The organism is Isoptericola sp. NPDC057653, assembly GCF_042799955.1.
In the GTDB taxonomy this organism is placed as follows: domain Bacteria; phylum Actinomycetota; class Actinomycetes; order Actinomycetales; family Cellulomonadaceae; genus Isoptericola.
This window is the reverse complement of sequence record NZ_JBHVHP010000008.1, coordinates 1-1952: the sequence shown is the minus strand read 5'-3', so window position 1 is coordinate 1952 and position 1952 is coordinate 1. Positions and strand designations below refer to the sequence as shown.

Here is a 1952-nt window from a genome sequence, read left to right as displayed (position 1 = left end):
CAATTTTGAAAACACAATTTCGTTTCTCCAGTATAACACAAAACGTGATTTTTGAAGCAAAACGGTTCCTCTTTATGGAGCCGTTTTTTTTATTTCCCGAAGGGTTATTTGTCAGAATGACAAACCGATTTCGAGCCGGCGAGAACCCATTGTCACACCACGATTTAGGGGGTGTGTATAAATGGGCACTCTCTGTGAAATTTGAAGCTTTGAAATTCCGAATGGCGCACTTATACACTCTGTCGAGTGAGTGCTAAAATGCTGAAGCATTTCCGTCAAGCGTGTGGAGGAATCTTGTAGAGAGATATAGCATAGATACCCGTATCTCTAGAGATATTTTGGTATATCCCTGCTATATCTATGGGGTATCTATGCTATATCTTTGGCTTCAAAAACGGCACCTGTTCTAAGAGCATAGAAACTCAACAGGCACAGCCTGTTTGACACCCTTTTTTTTAGGGTGGCACCGAGTTTCCTTATGCTCTTTTTCTCTGAAGCTAAACCTGTTTTATATGTCGTAGTCTTTTTATTGGGAGTGACCCCTTGCTGTACAATTTCCGGAGGTGCCGATAAGGGACGAATTTTCCCTTGTCGGTTGCCTTTGGGGATTGTAAGGGGTGGAGGCTCGGAATCAAAAGGAAACGAAATATCATTCCGAGTGTGCTTCTTTTTTCTGTTCTTGAATTCTATTATTTCCAATGTTAGAATTATGTTAACAACTTGTTAGGAGTGTGTTTGGATGGAAGAGAAAAAACAAATTGGACCTCGAATTACTGTTGAAACATTTAAAAAGCTAGAGTTATTAGCCGAACATTTTACAAAACACAATGAATTTGGAAGAGTTTCAAAAGATGCTGTAATTGAGTTTGCTATTAAGGAATTGTATAGGGACTATTTGGGAAAAGGACGCTAATTTTTGTTGAAAAACTGACTTCGGATTTGGGGTTCTTTATTATTAACTTGATTTTAATTAAACATTACAGGAAAAATTGAGGGGAAATGGATGGATAAACGCAATGGTGACGCGGTTTTCATAGCTCCAAATGATGTTGTAAAAGTGACCACTATGAATCACGTCATTGAAGTTCAGCATATGGAGAAGATGAACCGGAAAAATAATATCAAAAAATTGGACAAGGATAGGTTTGTAGACCTCTCTACTGGGGAGATCCGGGAGTTCGAGCATTCGGAAAATCGGCAGGAAAATTATAATTCTTTGAGACAAACCTTTAAGAAGCTGCGTTATTTGATAAATAACAATTTTATAGGACGGCCAAATGAATTACATATAACTTTGACATACAAGAAAAATATGACGGACACGAAAAAACTTTATAGTGATTTTCAAAATTTTATCGACAGGTTGCGTTATAAATACAAGAAAGAAAGTTCGATAGATTATTTATCGGTGGTAGAGCCACAAGGACGTGGAGCCTGGCATTGTCATGTTTTAATGCGCTTTAATGATTTGGATAAGATTTATATTAAAAATGCTGAATTAAGGAGTCTATGGGGTTTAGGATTTGTAACAATCAAGTCATTAAAGGATATAGACAACATAGGAGCCTATTTGAGCGCTTATTTGACTGATATAGACCTAGAAGATGTCCAAGACAGGGAAACAGCCTTAAAAGTGGCTTCAGAGGGCTGTGAGGTGCAAACAAAGATCGTAGAAGGTCGGGAAAAGAAATTTTTAAAAGGCGGACGGCTGCACATGTATCCTTCCGGAATGAATATGTATCGAAAATCAAAAGGGATTGTTAAGCCGGAACGGGAAGAAATGAAGTTCGGAGACATAAAAAAAGTAGTGGGTTCGGCAAAACCACACTACGAGAAAAGTTATCATGTCGAAAATGACAATTTTGAAAACACAATTTCGTTTCTCCAGTATAACACAAAACGTGATTTTTGAAGCAAAACGGTTCCTCTTTATGGAGCCGTTTTTTTTATTT

1 protein-coding gene is annotated in these 1952 nt (G+C 37.6%); it reads left to right on the top strand.

Annotation, left to right across the window (positions count from 1 at the left end; genetic code table 11):
* Nucleotides 1–1003: 1003 nt before the first annotated feature.
* Nucleotides 1004–1912 (top strand): rolling circle replication-associated protein, encoded by a 909-nt coding sequence (locus ACFU9A_RS21760; RefSeq protein ID WP_375839305.1) that lies wholly within the window; start codon nt 1004–1006, stop codon nt 1910–1912.
* Nucleotides 1913–1952: the final 40 nt, after the last annotated feature.